The organism is Pedobacter sp. WC2423, from assembly GCF_040822065.1.
GTDB lineage: Bacteria > Bacteroidota > Bacteroidia > Sphingobacteriales > Sphingobacteriaceae > Pedobacter.
Window position 1 is genome coordinate 3621354 of sequence record NZ_CP162005.1, and the last position, 26765, is coordinate 3648118.

At 40.7% G+C, this 26765-nt stretch carries 21 protein-coding genes; 5 read left to right on the plus strand and 16 right to left on the minus strand.

The genetic code is table 11. From position 1 onward, the window contains the following. Window positions 1–3 precede the first annotated feature (3 nt). From AB3G38_RS14875 to AB3G38_RS14935, 13 genes are all read right to left on the minus strand, one after another. Window positions 4–2313, minus strand: coding sequence for an NADP-dependent malic enzyme (locus AB3G38_RS14875; protein WP_367864660.1), 2310 nt, complete (start codon window positions 2311–2313; stop codon window positions 4–6). A gap of 246 nt (window positions 2314–2559) precedes the next feature. Beyond that, window positions 2560–3888 (minus strand): transglycosylase SLT domain-containing protein, encoded by a 1329-nt coding sequence (locus AB3G38_RS14880; protein WP_367864661.1) that lies wholly within the window; start codon window positions 3886–3888, stop codon window positions 2560–2562. Between the two features lie 44 nt (window positions 3889–3932). After that, a complete protein-coding gene (gene gatA, locus AB3G38_RS14885; protein WP_367864662.1) occupies window positions 3933–5363 on the minus strand; it encodes an Asp-tRNA(Asn)/Glu-tRNA(Gln) amidotransferase subunit GatA in 1431 nt (476 codons plus the stop codon). Window positions 5364–5402: 39 nt separating this feature from the next. Next, on the minus strand, window positions 5403–5600 hold the full coding sequence (locus tag AB3G38_RS14890) for a twin-arginine translocase TatA/TatE family subunit (RefSeq protein WP_068405561.1): 198 nt from the start codon (window positions 5598–5600) through the stop codon (window positions 5403–5405). A 10-nt stretch (window positions 5601–5610) separates the two neighbouring features. Next, window positions 5611–6087: a twin-arginine translocase TatA/TatE family subunit gene (gene tatA, locus AB3G38_RS14895; RefSeq protein ID WP_367864663.1), complete on the minus strand. Its 477-nt coding sequence runs from the start codon at window positions 6085–6087 to the stop codon at window positions 5611–5613. A gap of 133 nt (window positions 6088–6220) precedes the next feature. Further along, on the minus strand, window positions 6221–7477 hold the full coding sequence (locus AB3G38_RS14900; protein WP_367864664.1) for a murein hydrolase activator EnvC: 1257 nt from the start codon (window positions 7475–7477) through the stop codon (window positions 6221–6223). Window positions 7478–7499: 22 nt separating this feature from the next. Beyond that, entirely contained in the window at window positions 7500–8291 is a 792-nt protein-coding gene (locus AB3G38_RS14905) for a DUF4292 domain-containing protein (RefSeq protein WP_367864665.1), read from the minus strand. Beyond that, on the minus strand, window positions 8266–9714 hold the full coding sequence (locus tag AB3G38_RS14910; protein ID WP_367864666.1) for a tetratricopeptide repeat protein: 1449 nt from the start codon (window positions 9712–9714) through the stop codon (window positions 8266–8268). The genes AB3G38_RS14905 and AB3G38_RS14910 overlap by 26 nt, the downstream gene beginning before the upstream one ends. Window positions 9715–9725: 11 nt before the next feature. Then, complete coding sequence (gene dut, locus AB3G38_RS14915) at window positions 9726–10157, minus strand: dUTP diphosphatase (RefSeq protein ID WP_367864667.1); 432 nt, start codon at window positions 10155–10157, stop codon at window positions 9726–9728. An 89-nt stretch (window positions 10158–10246) separates the two neighbouring features. Continuing rightward, window positions 10247–11749 carry a polysaccharide biosynthesis C-terminal domain-containing protein gene (locus tag AB3G38_RS14920; protein ID WP_367864668.1) on the minus strand — a complete coding sequence of 501 codons (1503 nt, stop codon included), beginning with the start codon at window positions 11747–11749 and terminating at the stop codon, window positions 10247–10249. A 30-nt stretch (window positions 11750–11779) separates the two neighbouring features. After that, window positions 11780–12052, minus strand: a complete 273-nt coding sequence (locus AB3G38_RS14925) for an acylphosphatase (RefSeq protein WP_367864669.1) — start codon at window positions 12050–12052, stop codon at window positions 11780–11782. 80 nt (window positions 12053–12132) lie between these two features. Continuing rightward, on the minus strand, window positions 12133–13074 hold the full coding sequence (locus AB3G38_RS14930; protein WP_367864670.1) for an NAD(P)H-dependent flavin oxidoreductase: 942 nt from the start codon (window positions 13072–13074) through the stop codon (window positions 12133–12135). Window positions 13075–13081: 7 nt separating this feature from the next. Then, a complete protein-coding gene (locus tag AB3G38_RS14935; protein WP_367864671.1) occupies window positions 13082–14257 on the minus strand; it encodes an amidohydrolase family protein in 1176 nt (391 codons plus the stop codon). Between the two features lie 377 nt (window positions 14258–14634). Between AB3G38_RS14935 and AB3G38_RS14940 the strand changes: the two genes are divergently transcribed. The 4 genes from AB3G38_RS14940 (at window position 14635) to AB3G38_RS14955 (ending at window position 18190) form a co-directional block, all read left to right on the plus strand. Then, window positions 14635–14919 carry a DUF1016 N-terminal domain-containing protein gene (locus AB3G38_RS14940; protein WP_367864672.1) on the plus strand — a complete coding sequence of 95 codons (285 nt, stop codon included), beginning with the start codon at window positions 14635–14637 and terminating at the stop codon, window positions 14917–14919. Between the two features lie 261 nt (window positions 14920–15180). Then, window positions 15181–16251, plus strand: a complete 1071-nt coding sequence (rluF, locus tag AB3G38_RS14945; RefSeq protein WP_367864673.1) for a 23S rRNA pseudouridine(2604) synthase RluF — start codon at window positions 15181–15183, stop codon at window positions 16249–16251. A gap of 147 nt (window positions 16252–16398) precedes the next feature. Further along, complete coding sequence (rlmN, locus tag AB3G38_RS14950) at window positions 16399–17469, plus strand: 23S rRNA (adenine(2503)-C(2))-methyltransferase RlmN (protein WP_367864674.1); 1071 nt, start codon at window positions 16399–16401, stop codon at window positions 17467–17469. A gap of 28 nt (window positions 17470–17497) precedes the next feature. Further along, complete coding sequence (locus AB3G38_RS14955) at window positions 17498–18190, plus strand: ComF family protein (RefSeq protein WP_367864675.1); 693 nt, start codon at window positions 17498–17500, stop codon at window positions 18188–18190. Between the two features lie 276 nt (window positions 18191–18466). On the opposite strand, the gene AB3G38_RS14960 is transcribed toward AB3G38_RS14955, so the two are convergent. Then, entirely contained in the window at window positions 18467–21241 is a 2775-nt protein-coding gene (locus AB3G38_RS14960) for a PAS domain S-box protein (RefSeq protein WP_367864676.1), read from the minus strand. Between the two features lie 20 nt (window positions 21242–21261). Further along, window positions 21262–22533 carry a serine hydroxymethyltransferase gene (gene glyA, locus AB3G38_RS14965; RefSeq protein ID WP_367864677.1) on the minus strand — a complete coding sequence of 424 codons (1272 nt, stop codon included), beginning with the start codon at window positions 22531–22533 and terminating at the stop codon, window positions 21262–21264. Window positions 22534–22776: 243 nt separating this feature from the next. Between glyA and dxs the strand changes: the two genes are divergently transcribed. Further along, a complete protein-coding gene (gene dxs / locus AB3G38_RS14970) occupies window positions 22777–24705 on the plus strand; it encodes a 1-deoxy-D-xylulose-5-phosphate synthase (protein WP_367864678.1) in 1929 nt (642 codons plus the stop codon). 81 nt (window positions 24706–24786) lie between these two features. On the opposite strand, the gene glmS is transcribed toward dxs, so the two are convergent. Further along, window positions 24787–26625 (minus strand): glutamine--fructose-6-phosphate transaminase (isomerizing), encoded by a 1839-nt coding sequence (gene glmS / locus AB3G38_RS14975; protein WP_367864679.1) that lies wholly within the window; start codon window positions 26623–26625, stop codon window positions 24787–24789. Between the last annotated feature and the right edge of the window lie 140 nt (window positions 26626–26765).

Here is a 26765-nt window from a genome sequence, read left to right on the forward strand (position 1 = left end):
ACTTTATTTCGTTTTCTTTAATAACCCTGTTCTTTTAGGCTTTTCGCCTGCTTGTTTACCCTGTACATCCAATACTGCGATCGTGACCATATTCACAATTTCGCGTACAGAACTTCCTAACTGTACAATATGTACAGGCTTCTTTAATCCTAATAATATTGGGCCTACTGCCTCTGTTTCACCTAATTCCTGCAATAACTTATAGGCAATATTTCCAGACTCCAAGTTTGGGAAGATGAGCGTATTTGCCGGGCTTTCCGCTAATCTACTAAAAGGAAAGTTATCTTTTAACAAAGAATTGCTAATTGCAAAATTAGCCTGCATTTCTCCATCTACTAGAATCTCAGGATGCTTATCGTGTAATATTTTTACCGCCTGTCTAACTTTCTGAGGAACTTCACCGTCATTAGACCCAAAGTTAGAATAAGAAAGTAAAGCAATTCTTGGTTGTATATTAAATTTAGCTACCGCACGTTCCAATAATAAGGTTAAATCGACCAGTTCCTGTACCGTCGGATTTACATTTACAGTCGTGTCACCAAAGAAAACAGGTCCTTTTTTGGTCATCATCATGTACATCCCTGCAACTCTGTTCACCCCTTCTGCTGTTCCTATAATCTGTAAGGCAGGTTTGATGGTAGAGGCGTAATTTCTTGTCAGTCCGGAAATCATCGCGTCAGCCTCTCCGAATTCCACCATCGAAGAACCAAAATAGTTCCTGTTCCGCATTAATTTAGTGGCTTCGAAAAGCGTGATTCCTTTACGTTGCCTTTTCTGATAAAGTGATTCTGAATACCTCGCCATACGTTCGGCATCCTCCAGAGGGTCGATAATCAATACTCCTTCCAGGTCCAGCGCCGTTTCTGCAATAATCTGCTGAATCACCTCTTTATTTCCGAGTAAAATAGGAATAGCGATGTTTTCATCCTTCACAATTTGCGCAGCCTTTAAAATCTTATAGTTATCAGCCTCTGCAAAAACAACACGTTTAGGATCAGATTTAGCCTTATTGGTAATGGCACGCATAATCGCATCATCCCCGCCAATTCTTTGTTTTAACTCTTCTGCGTATGCATCCCAGTCCGTAATAATTTTACGGGCAATACCAGAATCTATTGCTGCTTTTGCAACTGCCATAGAAACATTGGTGATTAAACGCGAGTCCATTGGTTTTGGAATAATATACTCCTTACCGAATTTGATATTTCTTTCGTTATAAGCCATATTAACGGCTTCAGGAACAGATTTCTTAGCCAGTTCAGCAATCGCGCGTACCGCTGCAATTTTCATCGGTTCGTTGATTCCTGTAGCCCGTACATCTAATGCACCTCTGAATATATAAGGGAAGCCCAGTACATTGTTCACCTGGTTAGGGTAATCAGAACGGCCTGTTGCCATAATTAAGTCCTTACGTGAGCTGATAGCCAGTTCATAAGCAATTTCCGGATTAGGGTTAGCCATAGCAAAAACAATCGGGTTGCGTGCCATTGACTTTAACATGTCTACTGTTACACAGTCCGCAGACGATAAACCAATAAATACATCTGCGTCTTTCATTGCTTCTGCCAAAGTAGACAGGTTTCTTGAAGTGGCAAATTCAGCTTTGGTAGGATCAAGGTTTTCGCGCGTATTGCGGATAACGCCAGACCGGTCACACATCACCAGGTTTTCTTTTTTAGCCCCTAATGAAATATACAGCCGGCTGCAGGATATAGCAGCTGCACCCGCACCGTTAACCACAATTTTAACCTTCTCTATTTTTTTCTTCTGGAGTTCGCAGGCGTTCAATAGTGCAGCAGCAGAAATAATTGCTGTTCCATGCTGATCATCATGCATCACCGGAATGTTCATGACCTCTTTAAGACGACGTTCAATTTCAAAACATTCTGGTGCTTTAATATCTTCCAGGTTAACACCCCCGAAAGTAGGTTCCAGCGCTTTAACGATCTTGACAAAATCGTCCACATTAGTCGTGTCGAGTTCCAGATCAAATACATCAATATCAGCGAATATTTTAAACAACAGGCCTTTACCTTCCATAACTGGTTTAGAGGCCTCCGGCCCGATATTACCCAGGCCAAGAACAGCTGTTCCGTTACTGATTACTGCAACCAGGTTACCTTTAGCCGTATATTTATAAACATCTTCTGTGTGGTCAGCAATTTTTAAACAAGGTTCAGCTACTCCTGGTGAATAAGCCAGTGCTAAGTCTCTTTGTGAATTGGTCGGTTTGGTTGGAATAACTTCGATCTTACCCGGCCTGTCCTGGGAATGGTAATCTAATGCATCTTGTTTCCTGTTAATTTTGCTCATACGCTTATTTGGATAAAAGATTTAAAGTTACAATTCTTTTAATACGCACTAAAATAAAAACACATCGGTCTACATAAATTTAACGCAGATTTAAAACTCGCGTTACAAGCCATTTAAACCAATAAAAGGCAAAATTAAATAGGGTTAACAGTGATTTTAAAAAAAAAATGCACAAAACGAATATGGAGAAATCTTTCAGGAAAAAGATATTTCAAACAGAAATGAACAAAAAGAACAAGGCCCGTTTTATAGCCTGTCTGTTATTCTTGATCCGGATTTGCTCTTCGCTTTATAAGAGATGTATTTCCTGCCAGATTTGGATTCAGTTCCACGGGAGTGACCTGATTTCTGAGCGACGATTAAACGTTGTCCGGGAACGATAGTATTTCCCTTTAAGTTATTCCATACGCGCAAATCCTGCACTTCAACATTATACTGATTGGCAATTGCAATTAAATTCTGGCCTGCGCCTACTTTATGATATTTGACCTGAGTACTGCTCTGGCCAGCTTCTTTGCGTTTTTTATGCAGCCTTCTGTCATCATTTGAAGCCAGTATAACCCGCGTACTGGTTTCTACCGTATGGTTATTCAGCACTTCGTAAATACCTTCGAAGTTGACAAGGCTTACTTTAGGTACAATAATTCTTTTAGGCTCATCTTCCGACCCGTTAACAATTTTCTTCTTGTACGAAGGATTCAAAGTACACAGATCGCTTTCTTCCATCGCCAATGCTGCTGCCAGCTCTGTCAGAGAAACAAAACGGCTCACCTGGATAGTATCGGTTTTAATGGCAAACAATGATTTCTGCGCTTTAATCTGATGTTTATCCGGGCAATTCATCACGTAGATTGCCGCAATAAAAGCAGGTACATAATTGCGTGTTTCTTGTGGCAGGAAAGGCCTGATCGCCCAGAAATCTCTCGAATGTGCTTTTGCAATCGCTCTGTTAACATTACCTGTTCCGCAATTGTAAGCTGCAATAGCCAGTAACCAGTCGCCTAAGTTCTTGTAGGCGTCCTTAAAATAAGCTGCCGCAGCATAACTCGCCTGAATAGGATCCTTACGTTCATCCACAAAGTTGTCCATGCCCAGTCCATAGTCTTTAGCTGTAGAAAACATAAACTGCCATAAGCCGGTTGCCCCGACTCTGGAAATCGCATGTGAATTCATCGAAGATTCTATGATTGGCAAAAACTTAAGTTCCATAGGAACATCGTAAGCTTTCAGTGCATTTTCAAAAATCGGGAAGTAATATTCAGAAAGGCCCAGCATCTTGCCCATCATATCTTTTCTGCTGCTGTAGATATCAATGTAACGTTGTACGGATTCATTATACGTCAGCGGAATAGCTCTTTGAATAGAGTCCAGACGTTTTTTATAAGTGAAATTATAATTGTAAAATAATGGATTTTCTAAAACTTCAGGTACTGCTGTTGTATCACCAGTATAAGTAGTAGTCAGGAAGCTGATCGGAGAAATAGAGTCGAGCTTATTGATCTTTTGTTGCGCATTGCTATGGAAAGCTGCAAGGATTAATACACAAAATGAGAGGATAAGTACATTTCTTTTCATAGGCGGTCCTTGCAGTGCTGCAATTATAATCTTTGGTTTATGATTCAGGTGGAGCTAACATAAGTAAAACTTTTGGATAGGGAAAGTAACGCCCCTTCTTCAAAGTGTTTGCCCATTAACTGAAGACTTAACGGTAAACCCAGCTTATTATTGCCCAGAGGGATAGCTATTGCCGGAACCCCTGTCAACGAAGCCAGTACGGTAAAAATATCGGCCATATACATCACCAGCGGATCTTGTATATTTTCGCCTATTTTAAATGGTGGTGTAGGTGCAACCGGTGTCAGGATCACATCAAAATCAACCAGCAGCGCTTCGATTTTATCTCTGATCAAACGTCTTACCTGTTGTGCTTTCTGGTAGTAAGCATCATAGTAACCTGCACTCAGTACAAAAGTACCCAGTAAAATCCTTCTCTTTACTTCGTCTCCAAAACCTTCAGCTCTGGATTTCTTGTATAAGCTATTCAGATTTTCAGCCTGTAAATTACGGTGACCATAATGAACCCCATCATATCTGGACAGGTTAGAAGAAGCTTCTGCGGCTGTTAAGACGTAATAAGCAGGAACAAGATATTCCAGCAAATCGAAAGATACATACTCAATAGTATGGCCCTGTTCTTTAAACTGCTCTATTGCCTGCAGGATTGCAGCTTTGATATCCGGATCAAGTGCTTCACTTTCCAGAGTTTCTTTCAGCACGGCAATCTTCTTTGGAGAAGCATTATCCAGTGCAGCCAGGTAACCAGGAACGGGTAAGCGGGATACAGTACTGTCATTTTCATCAGCGCCGGCCAGTACTTCTAAAAGTAAGGCGGCATCACTTACTGAGGAAGTAATCGGGCCTACCTGATCAAAAGAAGAGGCATAAGCAATTACACCATATCTTGAAATACGTCCATAAGTTGGTTTTAATCCATAGCAACCGCAAAATGCGGCTGGCTGACGAACTGAACCACCCGTATCAGTACCCAGCGCAGACAGGCACATATCAGCCTGTACAGCGACAGCAGAACCTCCTGAAGAGCCACCGGCTACTCTTTCCGTATCTGCAGCATTGCGTACCGTGCCGTAATAAGATGTTTCATTAGAGCCTCCCATAGCAAATTCATCACAGTTTGTTCTGCCGATGATAATTGCATCTTCCCGGATCAGCCGTGTAACGACTGTAGAAGAATAAGGAGAAATAAATCCTTCGAGCATTTTTGAAGAAGCAGTCGTGATATGGTCTTTATACAGGATATTATCCTTGATACCAATCACCATGCCTGCCAGCTTACCGGCAGTACCATTGTCTATTTTTTGCTGAACGCTGACTGCTTGCTTTTTTGCAGAATCGACAAACACCTCATTGAATACATTGAGGTGCTGCTGTGTTTTTATCTGCGTAAAATAATAGTCAAGTAAATCAGGAAGATCAAGCTTTTTTTGCGCAATAAGTGCTTGTATCTCTGATAGAGAGTTATACTTCTTCAATTATACTAAGGTCTATAAAGATTAAAAATTCGACTAAACCTATTGTGGTTTATGGGTACTGTTAGGATCAACATGCTCGTCTGCTCCTTCTTTACCGTCTTTGAATTCTTTAACGCCTTTACCAAGTCCACGCATCAGTTCAGGAATTTTCTTACCGCCAAAAAGCAGCAAAACAACTACCAAAATAATAATGATCTCTGGTGTACCCAGTGCTGCTAATATTGTTGTGTTTAACATGGTTATTGAGTTAAATTTTGTTTTTTTCTATTTCTGATGGTGCTTCCGCAGCAGTTGTTCCTGTTGCATGCGTTTCTGCAGCTGGTGTTACGTGTGCTTCTGTCACCGGCGTAACGTGGTGTACTTCTGCTGCTGGCGTTACGTGCGTCTCTGCTGTTGCTGCTACTGGTGTTTCTGCAACGGTATGTGACGGTGCTGACGGATCAATATGAACTGCATGATTTGCATCATACGCAGCTGTACCGGTTGCCGGGTAAGCAGCATCTGTTGCTTTGATCTCATCATCAATATCCATCGCATTGATATTGCGGTGAATTTCGCGTTTCACTCCTTCTGAGGCATCTTTAAAATCTCTGATCCCTTTTCCTAATCCTCTTGCCAGCTCCGGTAATTTTTTACCTCCGAACAACAACAGTACTACGGCCAGGATAAGCATGATTTCGCTTCCACCCATATTTAAAAATTCTAATACTACTCCAGTATACATATCAATTAAATTATTAGACTAACAAATATAAACATTTTTCAGGCGCACCTTTTGTATTTTATTACAGTTCTAATGGCTTTCTAATGTCATTAAACTGATACACTAAGGATCTGCTTTGAAATGCCCCTTTAATTTATTTTGCAATCCATGCCTCAGGATTCAGTTTTGACTGTCCCCTCATAATTTCAAAATGCAGTACCGCTCCGTCAGAAGTTGTGGCAACCGTACCAATACTCTGGCGGGTTTCTACTTTTTCTCCTTTAGATACACTTGGTGATTTCAGATTCTGATAAATCGTGAAATACTCCCCATGGCGTATTGCAACTACATAAATCCCCTGGATCACCGTTACAAATAACACTTCTCCACCAAACACCGCACGTACCGTTGCGCCTTCACTGGTCATGATGTTTACCCCATCATTGGTATATCCGGCCTGACCTTCTGTATGTCTTCCAAAACCTTCAGTGATTGATCCTGAAGCCACCGGCCACGGTAAGCGTCCTCTGTTGGTTTCAAATCCTGCTGATAACCTCGCTGCCTCTGGCGTTGCCGTCAGGTAGTTACCACTTTTTGGTTTTGGTTTCTCTGCCGGAGCAGGTTTACTTTCCGCTCTTGCTTTCGCTGCGGCAACCCTTGCCTCTTCTTCCGCTCTTTTTCTGGCTAAAGCAATCTCCCTGTTAATGGCATTTCTGATCTCACGGTCAATTGCGGCCTGTTGTTTCTTTCTTTTGGCGATATCCCGGCCAAATTGTTTTTCCTGTTTACTGAACTGGTTTAATACCGTAGCCTGTTCATTTTTATTTTTTGCCAGTTTACCTTGTTCAGTTTCCTGCTCTTTTAATAAACTGCTTTTCGCTTTTAAGCTTTTATCCAGCACTACAATCTTATAGTTCAGGTTCTTTTCGGTTCCCTGGATATAATCAGCCTGTTTTTTGCGGTACTGGCCAAATTGCTGTAAATATTTTATTCTTTTATAAGCCTGGTTAAAATCACGTGCAGCAAAAATAAACATCATCTTATCGTATGAATTTTTATTGCGCTGTGCAAACCTGATCATTCCGGCATATTCTTTTTTAAGTTGTGCCAGCTGACCCTGCAATGAATGTACGGTGTTTTTATTCTCATGGATCTCATTGTCCAGATTTTTTATTTCTGAGTTGATGACCGTGATTTTACTCTGCATTAAGCTAATTTTCGTACTCAATGCACGTATCTCACTTAAAGTAAGCTTCTTACCCTGAGCTGCCTTATTCAGGTTTTTCTGTAAAAGTTCAATCTCACGCTGGATGGCTTCTTTCTTCCGCTTTAACTGAGAGCTGCTTTGAGCAAAGGCTGCCGGCGCAAACGCGATAAAAAGAAGAAATAAAAGTAATTTATGTAGCTTCATTGCATCAAAAGTATAAAAAAAATTAGTTTATTATCTCAAACCTTTTAGGAAGAGTGAACGGATAATCCAGTTGAACATTGCGTTCTATTTTTGAAAAGTCAAATGCCAGATTGGTTTTCTTAGTCCCTGACAGAGAATTGATTTTGATTACAGAAGGGAACAAAGCGTCTGTTACCTGCTGATAATCTGAATATACAACTTTCAGTGCTTTCGCTGCCCTTACCTCATTCATATTCAGCTCACCCGTTTTCAGCAGCGTATTAAACAAGACCCTGAAGGCCAGTTCCCCTTGCGTCCCGCTCGCTGTAAACACGCCCGCATTCGAATTCAGCTCAGCCTGATCATTCGTAAATTCAGCAATCGTATTTCCCGTCAAAATAGCTTGCAGCATTTTGAAAGTGACCTGTTTATTGGTAAAACTATTCAAATAGCTAAAAGGCTTTTTAACGGCCAGCGATTGTAAATTGTTCCGTAAAAGAACGCTGTCCGGTGTAATCAGTGCCCTGGCGACTTCAATTCCTGCAATAGCGGTCACACTTGCCCAGATTTTCTGATCTTTCTGAATCCTGATGGTGATGTTCACATTATTAACATTCCCGTTCATATCCAAACTTACTTTCCCTTTCATGGAAAGCGTATTGAAAGGCATATCTTTTCCTTTAAGCAGTGCCAGGTTTTCCGCTTTCTTACGGTTAGCCGCAGGCACAACAGCCACATCAGGAGTTTTAACAATCGCTTTTTTGGTCTTGCAGGCCAGTGCGGTGCTTAACAGCAAAAGAATCAGCAGACTATTTCGTAAGGTACTTTTTCTCATTTATTTTTCGTTTTAAAAGCGGTGAATCATTGCCTGCATCCCATGACTTTTTCCATTGTACCAACGCCTCATCGGGTGATCCTGTATGGAACAATATATCGCCATAATGCTCCAGGTAAACGCTATTTTCAGCCTCATTATTCCGCAGGGATTTTTCTATCCATGCTCTGGCCAGTTCATATTTACCTTTTTTCAGCAAAATAAGCGCATAAGTATCCGCTACAGAAGCATCCCGGGGCAGCGCTTTGGCGGCAACTGCGATCAGTGCCTCTGCTTTATCCAGGTTCTCATTCCTTAACGCCAGGTAATACGCATAATTGTTCATAATCAGGAAATTCTGCGGATCCAGCCCTACAGCTTTCTCAAAAGCCTGGTCTGCCGCAGCCACTTTACCCTGATCAATTAAAATCTCTGCCTGTAATGCGGAAATCAGTGCCTGAAGCTCTTTATTTTCCCCATCCAGCATCATTGCCGATTTAATATGCGCCAGTGCCTCTTTATTCTGATCTTCCCGATGCAGGGCGAAGGCCATGTAATAATATAAAATAGCCTGATTTGGATAAACTGCCAGAGCAGCCTCTCCAAAACCGATCATTTGTTTGTACTGTCCCATCAGAATAGAGATATTAAGTACTTTCTCCCAAACCCCATACAACTGATCGGTCAATTTCAATGCCTTTTTATAGTGTTCCAGTGCAGCCGGAAGATTTCCGGTTTCGTACAAGACATCCCCATAAAGTGCCAGAAAAAGCGGATCATCCTGATGTGTACTGGCGATATTTTCCAATACTCTGGAAGCTGCCATAAATTTCTTTTGAGAGAGGAACAAAGTTGCTGCTGCCATTGCCTCGGTTGCATTTACAGGCGCAACAACCTCCTGTGGCCCTGCTTTAATTCGCTGACGTGCTCTTGAGAGCGCCTCTGAGGGGCCAAATTTCTTTTCTATCAGTGTATAGGCGGCCAGGGCCTCTTCCTTTCTGCCGGAGATCGCAATCGCATTGGCACGGTCAAACTGATAATTCTGCTCATCCGGAGCAAGGCGGATCAACTGATCAAAAACCGGAATCAGGCGGTCCATATTACCGGTACTCTTGTAAATTTCGGCCAGTAATTTCCAGTACCATGGGTTATTCTTGTCCATATTAACTGCCGTAGTGCTAGCTGTTTCAGCCTCAGGCATTCTATTCTGTCTGAAGTTCAGCAAAGCAATCTCATACCAGGCAGCGGCATTACCAGCATCAATAGCCGTTATTTTCGTAAAGTTCTCATTGCTCTTTACGTAGTTATCTTTGAGCTTATCGCTCAGACCTGCAAAAAAAAGTTGTTTAATGCGTATACTATCCCTGGCCGAAACAGGCAGGCGCTGGGCAACTGACGAAAGGGTCAGGAATAGCATACCGCATAAAACAACGATTCTGTTCATTTATTTAAGGTTTATTTACCTGTATGTCCATAACCACCTTCACCACGTGCAGTATCACTTAGTTCTTCTGCACTTTCCCAGCTGATAGTTTCATGCTTTGAAATCACCATCTGCGCTATTCTGTCTCCATTATTCACCACAAAATCAGTATCAGAAAGATTGATCAGTAACACTTTGATCTCTCCGCGATAATCTGCATCAATAGTTCCCGGAGAATTCACGATGCTGATTCCATGCTTATAAGCCAAACCACTTCGTGGACGGATCTGCGCTTCATAGCCCACTGGCAATTCAATATGCAAACCTGTAGGTATCAATATGCGCTGCATAGGCTTGATTACGATCTCTTCCGTTACAAAAGCTCTCATGTCCATTCCTGCTGCATGAGCTGTTTCATATTGAGGCAATGCCAATCCTGATTTGTTGATAATATTAATCTTCATCTTGTTCTATTTATTTAGTAGTAAAGCCTGATTAAACAGACTTTTGTTATTTTCATTATTTTGATTGCTTACCTCTTGATTCTGATGAGTTACCGCTTGCTTAGCAGCACCTTTACCTCATCCTTCTCTACATAAATGATCCCTGCTAAAAACAGGAGTAACAATCCATTCCCAATATAGATATTCCTGTTAAATACCCAGAAAGACAGTACTACAATAACTACCGAGGCGATCAGGTAAGCTAAAATCCGCTTCAATTTGTAAGGAATCGGATAATATTTTTGTCCGAGTACATAAGACATCACCATCATCACAAAATACGCCAGCATCGAAACCCAGGCAGAGCCCATATAACTATATCTTGGGATCAGTATAAAATTAAATACGATCGTAATAATTGCGCCTGCCACAGAAAGATACAAGCCAAAACGCGTCTGATCCGACAACCGGTACCAGATCGACAGGTTCATATAAATACCCAGACAGACATAACCAAACAGCAAGTAAGGCACTGCCGGCAGTCCAGACCAATATTGCGCTGTATGTGCTGCATCTCCTTTGATGAAATATTTCAGAATGTCAATATTAGCGACCAGGGCTACAAATAATAACGAAAGTGCAATTACAAAATAGTGCAAAATCGTCGCATAGGTCTTCCTTGCATTTTCATGTTTCGCATGGCTAAAAAAGAACGGTTCCGCTCCCAGTCTGAAAGCTGTAATAAAAATACTTAAGAAAATTGCAATTTTACAAACTGCCCCATAAATCCCGACATCAATATCGGCCACTGCTTTCGGTAATAATTTACTCAGTACAATTTTATCCAGGTTCTCATTGATAATGAAAGATAAGTTGGCTACCAGAATAGGCCAGCTATAAGAGATCATTTTGAGGAACATCTCTTTATCAAACTTAAATCTGATTTGAAGGAATTCAGGCAACAGCAATAAAAAGGTAAGAATACTAGCGGCCAGATTGGAGATAAAAACGTATCCCACCCATTGATAATGATACCAGCTCTCAAACCACGGGGCCAGTGGCCAGTTATGCTTAATAATTAAAGGGATCACAAAAATAAAGAACAGGTTGAGCCCGACAAAACTCCCGATATTCAGGAATTTGATCACACTATACCTGAATGCTTTATTATCGGCGCGGATTTTGGCGAAAGGGATTACGCAGATGGCATCTACAAATAAGATCCCGACAAAATACTTCACATATCTCTGATAATCCAATACCTGTGCCTGTTCTCCATTATTGATCCAGGAGGCAATTGAATCGGCAAAAACAGAGCCTGTAATCAAGAATATTACTGCTATAAAGGCTATACAAATAAAGGAGTTGTTGTATACCGCATCCTTTTTGTCTTCATGTTTATTGAGGTATCTGAAATAAGTACTTTCCATTCCGAAAGCGAGCACCGCGTTGATCAGCGATGCATAGCTGAAAAGTTTGGTCAAAATACCAAATGTGCCGGGCAGATATGCCCTCACATAAATTGGAGTTAATATAAAATTGAGTAGCCTGGATAGTATGGTACTCACACCATAGACCGCAGTCTGACCTAAAAATTTCTTTAAAACTGACACCTGATCTGATTAACGGGTAATAAAGCGGACTTATTTCTTAATGATCTCAAAATTACGATAGTTTTTCAGTTCGCCAGGCGTGATTTCCACCTGCTCTATCTTGGCACGGTCAGGTCCTTCATTGCACCATTCCTCAAAGATATCCAGCAAAGTATCATCTCCTTCGGCTTCTATATAAAGGCTGCCGTCTTTCTCATTCCTGATAATTCCGCGCACACCCATCTGGTCTGCAACTACTTTTGTGGTATATCTAAACCCCACCCCCTGCACTTTTCCTGTTATTCTGATTATAATTTGCTTCATCTATTTTATCTGTTGTATTGTCTTATCCTCTTGTTCTGTATATTTCCTACCATCAGTTTTAGCCTGTATTCAACACCAGCTCAGAACTGACTAACCCTGTCTTTCTCTTTCAAAAACCCCTGCCATATCTCATTTAAAATAACCGCAGCAGGTTTAATCTCCTTCAATAACGCAGAAACCTGTCCAATCTCTAATTCACCCTCCTCTAAATTCCCCTCAAACATACCTAATTTTGCTCTTGCCCGTCCTAACAAGCCCTTTAATGTTTCCGCATCCGCGCCCTCAGCTTCTGCCGATGCGATTACCGACTCAAAAGAATTCTTCAGTAACCTGACCGGGACCAATTTCTGCAACCTCAATTTGGTATCCCCCTCTGCAGCCCCGATGATCCGTTCCTTAAAAGAAATATGGGCCGAAGACTCCTGTGCAACGGCAAAAGCAGAGCCTACCTGCACCCCATCGGCCCCTAAAGCCATGGCCGCCAACATACTGCGTCCCGAGGAAATCCCACCAGCTGCAATAACCGGAATCTTCACTGCATCCGCAATCATAGGAATCAAACACATCGTCGTCGTTTCTTCCCTGCCATTATGTCCCCCCGCTTCAAAGCCTTCCGCAACAACCGCATCCACCCCAGAAGTTTCCGCCTTTAAAGCAAACTTCGTATTGGCAACCACATGCACCACCGTCATTTGTGCTGCTTTCAAAAAACCAGTCCACACTGCCGGATTGCCAGCCGAGGTAAACACAATCTTTACCCCCTCGTCAACCAAAATCTGCATGATCTCTTCCACATTTGGATAAATCATGGGTACATTGACCGCAAAAGGCAAAACAGTTGCCTGCTTCATCTTCCGGATATGTTCCCGCAGCACCTCAGGATACATAGAACCAGCCCCTATAATGCCTAGTCCACCAGCATTTGAAACTGCCGCAGCAAGTTTCCATCCACTGCACCAGATCATGCCTGCCTGAATAATCGGGTACTGAATATTAAATAAAGAGGTGATACGATTTGACATATATTTATTATATAATTCTTTCAATAGAAGTTCCGGCCGTAATCAGCCCCCCCTTCAAACCCTTAATTAAATTTATCCCCGGTTTCTTTCCCTTTTCAAAACTTCCAAACTGTGCTTCAACCCCAAGGAAAGCCGCTCCATTTAACGTTGCCCATTGCAACAACTCCTCAAAAGAAACCTCCTTAAGCTCTTGCAGAACCTTCATTTCAGCTAAAATATTCAGCTGATGATTGCTCGCTAAACTATCTGTCCCTAATGTAACCGTCACACCGGCATCCCTCAACAAAGCGACATCCGGTAATCTATTTTCAATATATAAATTCGCACCCGGGCACAAACACCAATAAAGCCGCTGATGCTGCTCTTGTGCAAACACGACATCCTGCTTACTTGTAAAAGTATTATGAACCAGTAATGTCCTGGCCTCCCCGGATAAAAACGGCAAATAACTCTGTAAAGAAGTCTTTCCTTTGGCTTCAAAAAAACCAATATCCAACCCCAGAAACTCATATAACTTTAGAAAGTGCCCCTGTTTCGACTCAAAAAATAAATTCTCATCCAGCGTTTCCTGATTATGAATAGAAACCGATTCCTCCCCAGTTCCCGAGGTCTTCTTAATCTCCTCAAACAACTCCGCAGAAACCGAATAAGGCGCATGCGGAACAATCGTGGCTCTCAAAGGCAAGAACCCATCCCTGGTCTCTATCGCCTTTTGGATAATTTCATCAGCTCTTTCAGGATTAAAACCCATTGCTTCCACAAAAGTATGATAGTAAATCTTGCTCTTCAGCTTTACCCCTTTAGAATAAATCTGGTTGGAAATATCTCCTGTGGCGACAATACCATTCCCATACATCTGTTGATCAGCAAGCTCCATCGCCTCCTCAATCTCCATTTCCGAAGCCTGTCTCTGTTGCATAACCCGCTGCACAAACCCCGGCAATCCCGTATGTTCAGGTATTTTGCCGGCAAGATGCGATAACTCCAAATGACAATGCGTATTTACCAATCCCGGTACCAATATCCCATCATAAAACTTTATCCCTTTAATATTTAGTGCTTCCCCCTGCTGCGCAGTCCATACATCTGTAATAGTACCATCATCACTGACAGCAACTATTCCATTCCGTAAAGGCTCCGCGCTGACCGGATAAACCCATGATGCCGACAAATAAGAACTCATTATACAAATTACGGTTATTCTGTCCAAACGCTAAAAAAAACCAGATAATTTATCACTTTAAAAAGCCAAACCAATCCATTAAACGATTAGTAAACAACGTATTAACCCTAGTTACTCTTGTGTATTGAGAAGACCTTAAAACGACCTTGAAATGAGGTTGGAATGACCCAGGTCATTGCAAGGTCATTCCAACGTCATTCCAACCTCATTCCAAGGTCATTTCAAGGCACTATTTAACCCCTTTTAAATACCTGTTTTATACGACGAGGCCACGTTAATTATCTTATACGGATTTCAATGACACATTAGGTTTAATAATTCATTGTAATTACTGTTTTTACTTTACCCTATGTCCGTTACTGGCGCAATACGAGGCGATGAAGCAAGTCAATACCAGGCTTGTTACACTCTATTGGGAGATCGGGAAAAATATCATAGAAAAGCAGAAAGAACACGGTTGGGGTAAATCAGTTGTGGAACAATTGGCGGAAGATCTCCAAATAGAATTCGCAGGAATGGAATGCATGAGTAGTCGAAATATATGGCGTATACATATGTTTTACAGCACCTACGAAAAACTGTCACCATTGGTGGCAGAAATTGGGTGGAGCCAAACAAGTCCGCACCAAACAACAATACTTCCTTCAATTATCTTCTTCTAAGCGTTTCCCCTATTTTTCCCCAAACCGACTGTAACTAGTCTGTTCTAACTTTCAAAGCAACCAATTTTATCCAACCTTGCTATCCAAATTACAAGTCTGGAAAAACCTGTGAAATTTCAAAAAAACCAGTTGTTAATTTCGCAGCCTGTTTCATTCGCAGAATGAAATCCAGCAAGAAATAACAACTGTTTTTTTGAAATCCCATTATTTTCATAGCATATATGGGTATAAATTGATTACTTTGTAAAAAGAAATACTATTATGTCCGATTCTACTACCCGATTAAATAAATACATTAGTGAAAGCGGCATGTGTTCGCGCAGAGCAGCAGACAGATACATTGAACAGGGAAATGTCTTTATTAATGGCAGAAAAGCCAAAGTTGGTGATCAAGTATACTTCGGTGACCTGATTACGGTAAACGGACAAACCATTGAACCTAAACAAGTAGACAACTCTATACTTCTTGCCTTTAACAAACCCGTTGGCGTAACCAGTACAACAGAAGCAGGCGTAAAAAGCAATATCGTTGATTACGTAAACCACAGCGAAAGAGTTTTCCCTATTGGAAGACTTGACAAAGACTCCCAGGGATTGATCTTCATGACCAATAACGGAGATTTAGTGAACAAAATCCTTCGTGCCGGCAACAACCATGAAAAAGAATACCTGGTTACCGTTAATAAACCATTAACCGACCAGTTTATTACTAACATGGCCAAAGGTGTACCCGTACTGGGGGTGATGACCAAAAAATGTAAGGTGACCAAAGAAAGCCCTTTCATTTTTAAAATCACGCTGATCCAGGGCCTGAACAGACAAATCAGACGCATGTGTGAACACTTCGGATTTGAAGTGACCAAGCTGGAACGTATTCGTATTATGAATATCAACCTGAAAGGCCTTCCAGTTGGAGAATGGAGAGAATTCACCCCGGAAGAACTGACAGAAATCCATAACATGATTGCAAAATCAAGCTCTGTCGAACACGCTGCTGCAAAAAGAGTAGTTAAAAAAGCAAAAGCAACTCCTGCTGCACCAGAAGAAGTTAATGTAACTCCTGCAAAAGCATTCAGAGCAAGACCAGCAGGCCCGTCAAAAGGAAAACCAAGACCAACTACACCAAGAGGTGAACGCGGCGAAAGAAGCGAAAGAGAAGAAAAGCCACCAAGAGGCTCCAGAGCAAAACCAGCATCAGGCTCATCCGCATTCAAAGCACCAGCGGCGACCAATGACTGGAACAAAAGCAATGGTCCAAGCAGAAGATCAGTAAGACCAACAAAAGGAAGATCAGGATCAGCACCCGCAAAAACAAGAAGCCCAAAACGCTAAACATCAACACCTTAGTACATCATAAAAATACTATAATTTGCATGCTCCGAATCAAATAAGGTCATGCAAATTTCATAACTTGCTAAAAACAAGTAAGTTCCAACGAAAAATTGGGTGGCTTATTATTTTTAGGTAACTTTGCATCAAATGCTAGTAACAACTAAAACTGATATCCGTTCTCTGAGTCTTATCCAGCTTCAGCAGCACTTTACTGAGATGAAAGAACCCGCTTACCGTGCCAAACAGGTTTACCAATGGCTATGGGAGAAATCTGCGCGTTCCTTTGAAGAAATGAGTAACCTGTCTAAAGACCTGAGAAAGAAACTGGATGAGAACTATACCATCAATGCAGTTGAGGTCAATAATACACAATTCAGTAACGACCAGACCATTAAAAACACCTTCCGTTTATTCGATGGAAACATTGTTGAAGGCGTCCTGATCCCAATGGAAGAAAGGATGACCGCCTGCGTAAGCTCTCAGGTTGGCTGTAGCTTATCGTGTAAATTCTGTGCAACAGGTTACATGGATAGAAAACGTAACCTGAATGCTGATGAAATTTATGATCAGGTAGTGCTGATTGACCAGCAGGCCAAAAAGAATTACAATGCCCCATTGACCAATATCGTATATATGGGTATGGGAGAACCCCTGCTCAACTATGCTAATGTGATGAAATCAATAGAGCGTATCACTGCTCCTGATGGATTGAACATGTCTTATAAAAGAATAACAGTCTCTACAGCAGGTATCGCTAAAATGATCAGGAAACTGGCAGATGACGGCGCTAAATTCAACCTTGCACTTTCCCTGCACGCTGCAGATGACAAGAAGAGAAATGAAATCATGCCTATCAATGAACAGAATACTTTAAAAGTACTCGCAGAGGCATTGAAATACTACTTCGCTAAAACAAAGAACCCCGTTACCTACGAATATATTGTCTTCAATAACTTTAACGATGAATTGCAGGATGCTATAGATTTAGCTAAATTCTGTAAACACGTACCCTGTAAAGTGAACCTGATTGAGTATAACCCAATTCAGTTTGCAGATTTCATTAATGCAGAAGGAGATAAAATTGATGCCTTCTCTAACTACCTGAAAAGTCAGGGGGTGAATACAAATATCAGACGTAGCCGTGGTAAAGACATTGATGCTGCCTGTGGACAACTCGCTGTAAAAAATCAACCAGAACCAGCCATATCAGTTAACTAATTCTGACAAATCAGGGGTACATTGTAAAATGTCCCTGATTCAACAAATCTTTGCCGACCTTTTTCACCTCCTTTTCCCCAGGAACTGCAATGCCTGTGGCACTCCGCTGTTTAATGGAGAAAAAACGATCTGCACCAGATGTCTGTATGATCTCCCCTTCACAGACTTCCATTTATATCCTGAAAATCCCGCAGCCAGGTTGTTCTGGGGCCGCATTCCAATTCATCAGGTCATTGCCCTTCTGCATTTTAAAAAAGGAACCAGAGTTCAGCAATTGATCCATCAGCTCAAATACAAAGGACAAACAGATATAGGGTTACTGTTAGGTAACATGATTGGTGAGCGCATGCTGTTATCAAAGCAAAAACCCGATTTAATTATTCCTGTTCCACTTCATCCAAAAAAAGAGCGTAGCAGAGGCTATAACCAAAGTCAATGTATTGCAGAAGGAATAGCCCATATTTTACAAATTCCCATCAACACCAAACTCCTTACCCGCAAAATCAATACCACCACGCAAACCAAAAAGAACAGGTATAATCGTTTTGAAAACATAAAAGCGGCGTTCGAAATCAATCAGCCTCACGATTTAAAAAATACGCATATCCTGCTCGTTGATGACATCCTCACTACCGGAGCTACATTTGAAGCTTGCGGCAAGCTTCTGCTGGATAACGGTTTAAATAAACTCTCCATAGCCACCCTTGCCTATGCAGAATAAAAAAAATACATAGCCAGTATAACATTTATATTTTATCCTCGTTTATATATTTGAGAGCGTTAATTTAGATGGTAAGGGTCGATATTTTCTTCATAGAAATATCGGCCCTTTATCTTTTCAGCGCAGATCAGATTATTTTTATAAAAAAAACAATCTGGTAAAAACAATCATCGTACTTAAGCGTTAATATAAACGAGAGCGTTAATTTAGGAGTCGGAATTTCAGAAATGGAGTTCCGGCTCTTTTTTTTAGCCAGGAAATAAAAAGGAGCTTTCTCTATTCCTTTTCGCGCGAAAAGAAGCTGAAAAGCAGGTTTTTAATCTCTTCAGGATTAAACGGTTTTAGCACATGACCATTCATACCGCATTCATGAAATTTGTAATGGTCATTTTTAAGCGTAGAAGCGGTCAACGCAATGATAGGTACTTTCTTGTAATAGTCCCCGCTGATATCCCTGACAATGCCTGTGGTTTCGAAACCATCTATTCCAGGCATTTTAATATCCATAAAGATCAGATCAAAACTCTCCGTCATTATCTTCTCTAAAGCCTCATACCCATTCACCGCAGCTTCAATCTCTAACCCCCATTTGCTCAAAATCCGTTTAGCAATCAGGATATTAATTTCATTATCGTCTACGACCAATATTCTTTTGCCTGTAAAAACACTCATCTCGGTTCCATGACCAGGTGAGGCAGATATTTCTGCCGTTTTACTAAATGCAATTTCAAAAGAAAAGGTTGTTCCTTCACCTTCAGTACTGTCTACAATAATATCAGAATTGAACATCTGCAGTAACTTTTTCGTAATTGCCAGCCCCAGTCCAGTACCTCCATATTTCCTGGAAATATCCGTTTTGGCCTGTGTAAAGCTTTCAAAAATATAGCTTTGTTTGTCTTTAGGGATGCCTATACCATTATCTGTAATCTCAAACCTGATGATTGACTCTTTTTCATTCTGTCCGGCAAGAGTCAGGATCAGCTGCACCTGCCCATTCTCCGTAAACTTAATCGCATTGCCTAAAAAGTTCATCAGAATCTGGTACAGCCTGTTTTTATCTCCGGAAATCAAGGATGGAATTAAAGGGTCAAAAACAAGATTTAACTGATTTCCTTTCTTCCTTACATTAACCTGCAGGGAATTGATAATATCATTTGCCAGTGTTTTCAGATTGAATGGAAAAACTTCCAGTTCCATATTACCGGTTTCCATTTTAGTGAAATCAAGAATATCATTAATAATATGCAATAAGTTTTCACCTGAGAACTTCAGAATATTTAAATCATCAATCTGCGAAATTTTAGGATCATTATCCAATAATAAATGTGTCATGCCAATCACGGCATTCAAAGGTGTACGAATTTCATGACTCATCACCGAAAGAAACATTTCTTTTGCTTCACTAAGTTTTAAGGCCTGTTCTCTGGCCTCGATCATCTCTTTCTCAATTTGCTTACGCTGTGTAATGTCAGAGATCAGGTCAATCTGCCGCTCTACTTTTCCCTTACTGTTAATAATAGGTGTATTGGAGACAGACAACCAGACCGTAGATCCGTTTTTCTTCTCTGCCAGTACTTCTATGGTATAAGACTGGTTGTTCTTACTTTTAACGCGCGAGCTGGATATCAATTCCTGATCATAGAAATTAGGAGAAAGAATATTCCCTAAATGATGTCCATAGAGCTCTTCTTTCTTATATCCGGTCAACTTTTCAAGAGATTGATTGACCCAGGTGGTAATGCCTTCTTTATCCTGGATATTCACTCCTGTATTCGTTTTACTGGCTACCATAGACAGTACCTGTAACTCTTCTTCCGCTCTTTTTTTATCGGTAATATCAATGATAATCTCTACTTCGATTTCTACATTTCCTCTCTCATCCAGTACCACTGTATTATAAACAGAAAGCCAGATTTCTTTCTTATCTTTTCGATAAGCCAGCATATCGATGGTAAAAGATTGCCTTTGTTTGGTTAGTCTTCTAACCTCATCAATCAGCTCCAGATCTGTTTTAGGACCAATAATCAAATCTCCCAGGCGCTTTCCTTTAACATCTTCCAGGTTAAATCCTGTGATCTTCTCAAAGGCAGCGTTTACCCAGGTCACGCGATTATCTGCATCATTAATGACTACAGCATTATTTACCTTGCTGGCCACAAATGACAGTTTCATCAAATCACTCTCCACCTTTTTATTGTCTGTGATATCTCTTCCGTAGGTATACCAGCGCTTGTTTTTGGAAACCAGCGACCAGCTGATCCAGCGGATAATATGATCCCGGCCAACTACTCTGAAGTCAATATGAAGTTCTTTATAATTATTCCCCAGTCCATCTGCTATACTTTTCATTACCCGGGGAATATCTTCCGGATAACAGACATCCAAAAGACCGAGTTCCATGGCTTCGGGCACAGTATAACCTAATAAACGGGTAACCGCCTCATTGACAAATAAAACCTTGCCCCTGAAGTCAAGGATGCAATGGATTTCGGGAGAAACTCCTGTAATATCCAAAAGTTCCCGGCAGCGGATCATACTGGAACGAATCTGCTCGTCTTTCTTTCTGAGCACAAGGTGCACGACAACTTCCTGTGCAATCCCTTTTAGAATATCTTTCTGGCTATCCGTAAATTGACGGGGCACCAGATCAAATACACAGAGTGTGCCTAATACAAAACCTTGATCATCAATTAAAGGGGCACCAGCATAATACCTGATATAAGGTTCAGAAACAACTACCGGATAATCGACAAAACGACTGTCTTTCAAGGTATCACAGATTTCGAATACTGTATTTCCCTGGATGGTATATTCGCAAAAAGATTGTTTGCGTGGAAATTCCCTGAGCTCAACGCCAATGGATGATTTAACCCATTGCCTTTCTTTGTCTAAAAGAGAAATCAGGGCAATGGGTATATTAAATATTTGTGTAGCGAGTTTCGCAAGGTTATCAAAGCTTTTTTCAACAGGGGTATCAAGGATATGATATGCATATAAAGCACATAATCTTTCTTTTTCACTAGATGACCATACTCCTGTATTTATTGGCATAATTGATTAACCCGTATTTTTTACTTGTATAATGGAAAACCAGCAACTAAAGCAGTTACTTGTTTTCTCACTTCACTCAAATGGGCATCATCCTCTGGATTGGTTAAAACCTGATCTATTAAATCAACTATTTTTTCCATGTCTTGTTCTTTGAATCCTCTGCTTGTAATTGCAGCAGTTCCTACACGGATACCTGAAGTCACAAAAGGAGATTTATCGTCAAACGGCACCATATTCTTGTTCACGGTAATATCTGCTTTTTCAAGCGCATTTTCTGCAACTTTCCCAGTTATATTTTTATTGCGTAAGTCAATCAGCATTAAGTGATTGTCTGTACCGCCTGAAATAATGCCATAACCTCTGCTCATAAAAGCTTTGGCCATTGCCTGCGCATTCGCTTGTACTTGTTTGATATAGACCAGATATTCATCGCTCAATGCTTCACCAAATGCTATAGCTTTTGCTGCAATTATATGTTCTAACGGACCACCCTGAGTACCTGGAAAAACTGCCATGTCTAATACAGATGACATCATTCTGGTTTCTCCTTTAGGTGTTTTGATACCAAATGGGTTTTCGAAATCTTTACCCATCATAATCAGTCCACCACGTGGTCCACGTAATGTTTTGTGAGTAGTTGTAGTCACGATATGGCAATGAGGAAGTGGGTTTGCCAATAATCCTCTTGCAATCAGACCAGCAGGGTGTGAAATATCAGCAAGAACCAACGCACCGATTTTGTCAGCTACGCTACGGATAAAAGCATAATCCCATTCTCTTGAATAAGCAGATGCCCCACAGATAATCAATTTTGGACGTTCAGCTAAAGCTACTTCTTCCAGTTTTGCATAATCAATCAGTCCGTCTTCTTTTTTAACACCGTAAAAAAAAGGCTTGTATAATTTACCCGAAAAATTTACCGGAGAACCGTGAGTTAAGTGTCCTCCATGAGACAGATCAAATCCAAGGATTTTGTCTCCTGGCTGTATTACAGCCAGCATCACAGCTGCATTAGCCTGCGCGCCAGAATGTGGCTGAACATTTACCCATTCCGCACCAAATAGTTTTTTCGCACGCTCAATGGCAATATTCTCTACCTCATCAACTACCTGACATCCGCCATAATAACGTTTGCCCGGTAAGCCTTCAGCATATTTGTTAGTTAATACTGAACCCGCAGCTTCCATTACCTGTTTGCTTACAAAATTTTCTGAAGCAATCAGCTCAAGGCCGTTTTCCTGACGGTCTAATTCCCTGTCAATCAAATCAAAAATTAAAGTATCTCGTTCCATTTATCAAAGTATATTTTTGTAAAAATAATCATTTTCGTTAGAATCCAATTGTTTTTTAACGGTGATGAAGCGTACGCATACAACTTCATGCAAACGATTTTAAACACCTTCTCAGAACATATTTGTTTTTTCAACTGTTGTAAGCCTGAACACGTATTTGTTTTGTTTTCGAAATGACTATTATTTTGCGGTTATCTTAACTAAAATCCCGTACTTTGTATATTGTTGTCTATTAAACCCTGCATGGAAAACTTCAACACTCCATTACTACCTAACATAAACTATCCTGCTGATTTAAAGCAGTATACAGAAGACGACCTGGAACAAATCAGCCAGGAATTACGTCAGTATATTATTGATACTGTCAGTATAAATGGCGGTCACTTTTCTTCCAGCCTTGGTGTTGTAGAGCTTACTGTAGCTTTACATTACGTGCTGAACACTCCTTATGATAAATTAGTCTGGGATGTAGGCCATCAGGCGTATGGCCATAAAATTCTGACCGGAAGAAAATCTGTTTTTCATACTAACCGTTTGCTGAATGGTATCAGTGGTTTCCCTAATATTAGTGAAAGTGAGTATGATACAATGGGGGTAGGTCACTCTTCTACCTCAATTTCTGCAGCATTGGGTATGGCTGTAGCTTCCCAGTTAAAAGGCGAGAAAGATCGTCAGCATGTTGCTGTAATTGGTGATGGTGCAATGACTGCCGGACTTGCTTTTGAAGGACTTAACCATGCTGGAATTGAAAATTCAAATCTGCTGGTTATTCTGAATGATAACTGTATGTCTATTGATCCGAATGTCGGTGCACTGAAAGAGTATTTAACAAATATTACTACATCTAAATCTTACAACCGGTTTAGAGATGATATTTCAAGTGTACTGATCAAACTTTCTGAGCTTGGCCCGAATGCACATAAATTCGTTAAAAAGATAGAAAAAAGTATCAAAGGCACTTTATTGAATCAAAGCAATCTTTTTGAGTCTTTAAATTTCAGGTATTTTGGTCCGGTTGATGGTCATGATGTGAAAAAATTAGCAGCTGTGCTGAAAGATCTTAAAGATATTCCCGGCCCTAAGCTATTACACTGTGTAACAGTTAAAGGAAAAGGCTTTGCATTAGCGGAGAAGGATCAAACTAAATGGCATGCTCCGGGTCTTTTTGATAAGATTACCGGTGAAATAAAAAAATCTGTAAATGATAAGCCGCAGCCACCAAAATATCAGGATGTTTTCGGACATACGCTGGTTGAACTGGCTGAGGCGAATAAAAATATTGTGGGGATTACCCCTGCTATGCCTTCAGGATCATCAATGAATATTATGATGAAAGCAATGCCTGACCGCGCGTTTGATGTAGGTATTGCTGAACAGCATGCTGTTACTTTCTCTGCGGGATTAGCCACGCAAGGCATGCTGCCTTTCTGTAATATTTATTCAAGTTTTATGCAGCGCGCTTACGATCAGGTAATCCACGATGTAGCTATACAGAACTTAAATGTTGTTTTCTGTCTGGATCGCGCTGGTTTTGCGGGTAGTGACGGTGCAACGCACCATGGTGCTTACGATCTGGCCTACATGCGCTGCATTCCAAATATGACTGTTGCTGCACCAATGAATGAAGAAGAACTCCGAAACCTGATGTACACTGCACAGCTGGAAAATATGGGTCCTTTTTCTATTCGTTATCCCAGAGGAAGTGGAGTAATGGCAGATTGGAAACGTCCTTTCAAAGCTATTGAAGTTGGAAAAGGCAGAAAGATTTGTGATGGAGAAGAAGTGGCTATCCTGACTATTGGAAATGTTGGTAACTTCGCTGTTGAGGCTTGTAAAGAATTAAACACAGAGGGTATTCATCCTGCGCATTATGATATGCGTTTTGTTAAACCTATAGATGAAGCTTTACTGCATGATGTTTTTAAGCGTTATAAAAAGATAATCACTGTGGAGGATGGCTGTCTGCAAGGTGGAATGGGCTCAGCAGTACTTGAATTCATGGCTGACCATAATTACCAGGCCAATGTAATCCGTTTAGGTATTCCTGACAAGGTTGTTGACCATGGAGAACAAAATGAATTATGGGCAATCTGTGGTTATGATAAAGCTGGAATCATAGCAACTGTAAAAAAGATTGCAGTTGGCAGAACTACTGCAACTATCGCTTCTTAACTCAGCTCCTTTAACGAAATTCATAGCAAAAAAAAAGCTACTCTATTATGGAGTAGCTTTTTTTATAGCTGAAACTGCGGCTTACTCTACAGTCACAGATTTTGCCAGGTTTCTTGGCTGATCTACGTTGCAACCTCTTAACAAAGCAATATGATAAGAAAGTAACTGCAATGGTATAGTCGCCAGTAATGGCAGGAATGCTTCACTTGCATCAGGGATCTCTATACAGTAATCGGCCATTTTACGAACTTCAGTATCACCTTCAGTAACGATCGCCAATACAATTCCTTTTCTTGCTTTTACTTCCTGAATATTACTGATTACCTTTTCATAAGAAGAGTTTTTAGTAGCGATAACCACTACTGGCATCTCTTCATCAATCAGTGCAATAGGGCCGTGCTTCATTTCTGCCGCTGGATAACCTTCTGCATGGATATAAGAGATCTCTTTCAATTTCAATGCACCTTCTAAAGCAACAGGGAAACCACTTCCTCTACCCAGGAACAGACAGTTTCTGGAATCCTTAAATTTATGGGCGATCTCTTTAATCAGATCGTTAGATGCTAAAGCTTTAGTGATCTTTTCAGGTATACAGTCCAGTTCGGTTAACAGTTCCACCAATTTGGCTTGTGTTAAAGTACCTTTCTGCTGTGCCATATAAAAGGCCATCAGTGTCAATACGGTTACCTGTGCTGTAAATGCTTTAGTTGAAGCTACGCCAATTTCAGGTCCTGCATGGGTATAAACACCTGCATGGGTTAAACGTGGAATAGATGAACCTACCACATTACAAACGCCGAAAATAGTTGCTCCTTTTTCTTTGGCCATCTCAATAGCCGCCATCGTATCTGCTGTTTCTCCGGATTGAGAAATCGCAATAACCACATCTTTTTCTGTGATAATTGGATTTCTGTAACGGAATTCTGAAGCATATTCTACTTCTACAGGTATACGTGCATATTCTTCAATTAAATATTCACCTACTAATCCGGCATGCCATGAAGTTCCGCAAGCGACAATAATAATACGGTCAATGTTTTTCAGTTTGTCCGCATATTCTTTAATCCCGCCTAATTGTACACGGCCTTCATTCGGATAAATACGGCCTCTCATACAGTCTCTGATCGATCTTGATTGCTCAAAGATCTCCTTTAACATGAAATGCTCATAACCACCTTTTTCAAGCATTTCCAGTTTAAGCTCCAGTTCCTGTATATATGGAGTTTGTACAACGTTATCTAATCTTTTGATTAATAACTCATCGCGTTTTAAAAATGCGATCTCATTATCATTCAGATAAATAACATTTTTAGTATACTCAATAATCGGTGTTGCATCCGAAGCAATAAAATACTCCCCTGTGCCTACACCAATAACCATCGGGCTACCTTTTCTGGCTGCAATTAACTGATCAGGATGGTCGTTGTCCATGATTACAATGGCATAAGCACCGCTAACCTGGTGTAAAGCCAGACGTACTGCTTCTAAGAGATCTGTATTTTCCTTTTTATAAATCTCCTCTACTAAATGGATCAATACCTCTGTATCTGTATCACTGTTAAAAACGTGACCTCTTGATAATAACTCTTCTTTCAGGATAGCATAATTCTCAATAATCCCATTATGGATAATAGTTAATTTACCATCGTTAGAAGTATGCGGGTGTGAATTTCTATCTGATGGTTCCCCGTGGGTTGCCCAGCGCGTATGCCCCATTCCAATCGTTCCCGATCTATCTTTTCCCTCACTGAAATTTTCAAGCTCCTGAACCTTTCCTGCTTTTTTGTATAATTTTAACCCGCTTTGATTGATCAATGCAATGCCTGCACTGTCATATCCGCGGTATTCTAATCTTTTCAAGCCTTTCAGCACAATTGGCCAAGCTTCTCTATAACCTATATATCCTACTATTCCACACATATTATTCTAGTATAAAGGTGTAAATCTAGTCAATTAATGATTTATTTATAGTAAAATAAAATATACTCGCATTCTTTTGGGGCAAAAGTCCCCGTTTAACGCTTCCTGATTTTCTCCGTTTAAATATCGGTTTAGTTTAT

What these genes read in the sequence shown, in the direction of transcription:
- AB3G38_RS14875 (WP_367864660.1), bottom strand. Translation starts at nt 2,313, where the DNA reads ATGAGCAAAATTAACAGGAAACAAGATGCATTAGATTACCATTCCCAG.
- AB3G38_RS14890 (WP_068405561.1), bottom strand. Translation starts at nt 5,600, where the DNA reads ATGTTAAACACAACAATATTAGCAGCACTGGGTACACCAGAGATCATT.
- AB3G38_RS14880 (WP_367864661.1), bottom strand. Translation starts at nt 3,888, where the DNA reads ATGAAAAGAAATGTACTTATCCTCTCATTTTGTGTATTAATCCTTGCA.
- rluF (WP_367864673.1), top strand. Translation starts at nt 15,181, where the DNA reads ATGTCCGATTCTACTACCCGATTAAATAAATACATTAGTGAAAGCGGC.
- AB3G38_RS14900 (WP_367864664.1), bottom strand. Translation starts at nt 7,477, where the DNA reads ATGAAGCTACATAAATTACTTTTATTTCTTCTTTTTATCGCGTTTGCG.
- AB3G38_RS14930 (WP_367864670.1), bottom strand. Translation starts at nt 13,074, where the DNA reads ATGTCAAATCGTATCACCTCTTTATTTAATATTCAGTACCCGATTATT.
- rlmN (WP_367864674.1), top strand. Translation starts at nt 16,399, where the DNA reads ATGCTAGTAACAACTAAAACTGATATCCGTTCTCTGAGTCTTATCCAG.
- AB3G38_RS14960 (WP_367864676.1), bottom strand. Translation starts at nt 21,241, where the DNA reads ATGCCAATAAATACAGGAGTATGGTCATCTAGTGAAAAAGAAAGATTA.
- glmS (WP_367864679.1), bottom strand. Translation starts at nt 26,625, where the DNA reads ATGTGTGGAATAGTAGGATATATAGGTTATAGAGAAGCTTGGCCAATT.
- tatA (WP_367864663.1), bottom strand. Translation starts at nt 6,087, where the DNA reads ATGTATACTGGAGTAGTATTAGAATTTTTAAATATGGGTGGAAGCGAA.
- AB3G38_RS14955 (WP_367864675.1), top strand. Translation starts at nt 17,498, where the DNA reads ATGTCCCTGATTCAACAAATCTTTGCCGACCTTTTTCACCTCCTTTTC.
- AB3G38_RS14935 (WP_367864671.1), bottom strand. Translation starts at nt 14,257, where the DNA reads ATGAGTTCTTATTTGTCGGCATCATGGGTTTATCCGGTCAGCGCGGAG.
- dut (WP_367864667.1), bottom strand. Translation starts at nt 10,157, where the DNA reads ATGAAGATTAATATTATCAACAAATCAGGATTGGCATTGCCTCAATAT.
- AB3G38_RS14925 (WP_367864669.1), bottom strand. Translation starts at nt 12,052, where the DNA reads ATGAAGCAAATTATAATCAGAATAACAGGAAAAGTGCAGGGGGTGGGG.
- dxs (WP_367864678.1), top strand. Translation starts at nt 22,777, where the DNA reads ATGGAAAACTTCAACACTCCATTACTACCTAACATAAACTATCCTGCT.
- glyA (WP_367864677.1), bottom strand. Translation starts at nt 22,533, where the DNA reads ATGGAACGAGATACTTTAATTTTTGATTTGATTGACAGGGAATTAGAC.
- AB3G38_RS14910 (WP_367864666.1), bottom strand. Translation starts at nt 9,714, where the DNA reads ATGAACAGAATCGTTGTTTTATGCGGTATGCTATTCCTGACCCTTTCG.
- AB3G38_RS14940 (WP_367864672.1), top strand. Translation starts at nt 14,635, where the DNA reads ATGAAGCAAGTCAATACCAGGCTTGTTACACTCTATTGGGAGATCGGG.
- AB3G38_RS14905 (WP_367864665.1), bottom strand. Translation starts at nt 8,291, where the DNA reads ATGAGAAAAAGTACCTTACGAAATAGTCTGCTGATTCTTTTGCTGTTA.